The sequence below is a fragment of the Methylobacterium sp. J-088 genome (genome assembly GCF_022829295.1).
Classification (GTDB): Bacteria; Pseudomonadota; Alphaproteobacteria; order Rhizobiales; family Beijerinckiaceae; genus Methylobacterium.
The window spans coordinates 1-2,818 of the sequence record NZ_JAKSYH010000052.1 but is presented as its reverse complement, the minus strand read 5'-3'; the positions used below and the strand labels follow the sequence as shown (position 1 = coordinate 2,818).

The following is a 2,818-nucleotide window of genomic DNA, read 5'->3' as shown; positions in this document are numbered from 1 at the left end:
GAGCGGCTGGAGGCGTCGAAGGCGTAGCCGGCGTTGATACCGAAGTAGGCGCCCGACCAGGTGAACACCGGCACGGGGGTGAACACGGGCGGCGGGGCGGCGCGGCGCGGCAGGTCGGCGGCCGAGGCGGCGGCGGTCAGGGCGGTGAAGGCGGCGAGCGAGGCGAGAAGCTTGGTCATCGCGTAAGGTCCAACATTCAATCTGGAGCTATGACTACCGGACGGTGAGCCAAATGGCTGTAGTTTTACGGGCACACCGCTGCGAGACGAGAGGGCGTATCGTAGTAAACCGCCTCTTAACGCACCCTCGACCGCCGTAATACTTCGCGGTCTACATGCACGAGCGCGACAACATGCCAGGGACGCTTTGGTTGCGGGCCATCAGGACATTGCCGTTCGGCTGTGGCCAGGATGCAACAAGGTGGAAGACCGCCTCGCTGCACAGGGGTCGCGTTCCGCTTCCCCAGCATCGGCATGCCGACCCGGCCCGAACACCGCTTCGTCGACCCGATCGACCCGATCGACCGGGCGCCGCTCTCGGCCGTGATCCGGTTCACGCGCAGGGTCTAGCTCATCGGCGTCGCCCACCGTGTCAATTGAACATCGGTAGCCCCGTGCCGAGGAGGCCAAGACCGGATACGATCAAGGAGCCTGCCAATCCTTCGAGAACGCCACGGGCTATCGGCCGCCGCATCGCCTCGATGGCCAACATGATACCGCTGCACAAGGCGAACAGGCTCAGTCCGAACAGCATCTTGGCTCTCCCAGATATCGCCGGTCAGGCGCTGTTGTCGGTGGTGATGTCGTCCAATCTCATGTGATCGTCCGTGGCGCCGGCTGGAGAAGCCCCCAGCAGGGCGCGTGCGGCCGTGACGATCGCCATGGCGGCGAGCATACGGGAGACGGCAGCGGCGTGGGTGCGGGCGGCGTGGATCACACCGCAGCCAAGCGCGAAGGCGCAGACCTGTGCGGCCCGTGCGATCAAGCTGGTGGTCATTCCGAGACCCGCGCCCTCTCGACGATGGCGATTGCAGCCATGATCCGCTTTGATAACGAAGCGGATTCTCATGGGCTTCACCCAAACGAGGGATCGTCCACGCTTTCCGGTGCCGGTCACCCCGCTCGTGGCTTGCTGTCGTGGACTCAGGCGAACTTGGCCAAGGCTGCCTCTGTCGGCACCGTCACGGTGAGTCAGTTCGAGGGCGAAAGCGGCACTCCGCAGCCTGCGATGCTGACCGTCTTGCAGCAGGCCCTTGAAGCCGCCGGTCTTGCGTTCATCCCTGAGACTGGAGGCGGGGCCGGGATCCGGTTTCGCAATCGGAAGGGATAAAATTCGCGCTTCGTTTGTTAGAACCTCCGCCAATCGCTCCGGTTAAGGACCAAGAATGCGCAGCCTCCTCCTCGCCGTCAGCCTCATCGCTGTCGCCGCCCCCGTCTCAGCGCAGGCGCCCAACCGCGGCAATGCTGACCTACAGACCAATTGTGCCGGTGACGCCCTTGCGTTCTGCGCCGGCATCGATCCGAACAGCCGGCAGATGGATGCCTGCTTCGAGAAGAATATGAGCAAAATGTCCCCGAACTGCCGTCGCGCCATCGATGCCTACAAGAGCGCCGGCGGGAAGTAGCAATGCTGCCATTCGGTGACAGCTCCAAAGCCGCGAAGGGGTCGAACCTCGTCCCCGTAAGCGGAAGGGAAAGATCGCCGAGCCAAGCCGTTAGTGCAGCGACGAATTCCTTCAGCCAGGTATCCCATATGCGCAGCAGCATCCTCGCGCTCGGCCTCATCGCCATAGCGGCTCCCGCCCTCGCGGCGCCTGGGGCGTCTGCCTCGGAGCGTGGCAACAAAGACCTGAAAACCTATTGCTCCGGCGATGCGGTCACCTTCTGCAGCGGCAATGATCCGGACAGTCCGGAGATGGACGCCTGCTTCAAGAAGAATATGGACAAGATCTCGGAGAACTGCCGGCGCGCGATCACCGCCTACAAGGCCAGTGGGGGCAAGTAGGGCCTCCGCCCGACTCAGGGCCGCTCCCGATCGCGTTGCAGTCGTGAACAGCGCTAAGTCTTTGTTGTGACGCACGCTCTTGCGCCGAACCGGTGTCCACGTCATCGGGGAGCGCTCAAGGGACAAGGGCAGCGCAGATCGGCCCTGCATTCGTGCACGGGATCGGTCTGTCGCTGCTGCGTGTTCAACCCTTGCCGCATCTGCAGCGGTGCGGAGTATGCCGTGTACAATCCCTTCTTCTCATCGCTGATGCTCGCAATCGAAGCTCAGCGCGTCGTTGAACTGCGCTTGGTTCGTCTGGCCTGGGGCGGCAGGGAGGGACTCGCCGAGGCGCAGTCCATGGTGATCGAGAAGGTTCACGCAGCCGGTGAGGCTGTGACGACACTGATGTTCGGCGGCTCACCCGAGACGGTCATCGCCCGCTACCGCGAGCACGTGGCTGCAAACACGAAGCGCTTGCTGGCCGTCTGAGCACAGCCCCCACGGTCCACGACACTTGTCTGCCGCCTGGGTTGGCAAGCGCGACCTGTCCCCTCTCCCGTTCGGGGTAGGGTTGGGGGGAGGGTCGGTACCTGCCGAACTCGATCGTCCCCTTGACGCCCTGCCGCGGCAGGCTCTTCCGGACAGGTCTCATCCCCCACCCGGCTTTCTGCGAAAGCAGACCTCTCCCGCACGGGAGAGGGGACCCGTGCCCTATTCGGCGACGGTGGCGTAACTGTTCTCTACCGTCCACAGCCTCCTCGCGCGCTTCGTCGACCACTGCAGACACCCAGCGAAGCTGTCCGCGGCCCAAACTCACCACGGCCCTTCCCCC

6 protein-coding genes and 1 pseudogene are annotated in these 2,818 nt (G+C 64.2%); 4 read left to right on the top strand and 3 right to left on the bottom strand.

From position 1 onward, the window contains the following. The 3 genes and pseudogenes from MKK63_RS06280 to MKK63_RS06270 all read right to left on the bottom strand — a co-directional run. Positions 1–179: pseudogene (locus MKK63_RS06280) on the bottom strand (porin family protein); the annotation flags it as partial. A 412-nt stretch (positions 180–591) separates the two neighbouring features. Beyond that, entirely contained in the window at positions 592–753 is a 162-nt protein-coding gene (locus MKK63_RS06275) for a hypothetical protein (RefSeq protein ID WP_243999775.1), read from the bottom strand. Between the two features lie 24 nt (positions 754–777). Next, on the bottom strand, positions 778–996 hold the full coding sequence (locus tag MKK63_RS06270; RefSeq protein ID WP_243999773.1) for a hypothetical protein: 219 nt from the start codon (positions 994–996) through the stop codon (positions 778–780). A gap of 39 nt (positions 997–1,035) precedes the next feature. Here MKK63_RS06270 and MKK63_RS06265 point away from each other — a divergent pair, with 39 nt between their 5' ends. From MKK63_RS06265 to MKK63_RS06250, 4 genes are all read left to right on the top strand, one after another. After that, the gene (locus tag MKK63_RS06265; RefSeq protein WP_243999771.1) at positions 1,036–1,329 is read left to right on the top strand and encodes a helix-turn-helix domain-containing protein; all 294 of its coding nucleotides are present in this window, start codon (positions 1,036–1,038) and stop codon (positions 1,327–1,329) included. A 55-nt stretch (positions 1,330–1,384) separates the two neighbouring features. Next, positions 1,385–1,624 carry a 3',5'-cyclic-nucleotide phosphodiesterase gene (locus MKK63_RS06260; protein ID WP_243999769.1) on the top strand — a complete coding sequence of 80 codons (240 nt, stop codon included), beginning with the start codon at positions 1,385–1,387 and terminating at the stop codon, positions 1,622–1,624. Positions 1,625–1,752: 128 nt separating this feature from the next. Continuing rightward, positions 1,753–2,004 (top strand): 3',5'-cyclic-nucleotide phosphodiesterase, encoded by a 252-nt coding sequence (locus tag MKK63_RS06255; RefSeq protein ID WP_243999767.1) that lies wholly within the window; start codon positions 1,753–1,755, stop codon positions 2,002–2,004. Positions 2,005–2,226: 222 nt separating this feature from the next. Continuing rightward, positions 2,227–2,475, top strand: coding sequence for a hypothetical protein (locus MKK63_RS06250; protein ID WP_243999765.1), 249 nt, complete (start codon positions 2,227–2,229; stop codon positions 2,473–2,475). The last annotated feature ends 343 nt before the right edge of the window (positions 2,476–2,818 follow it).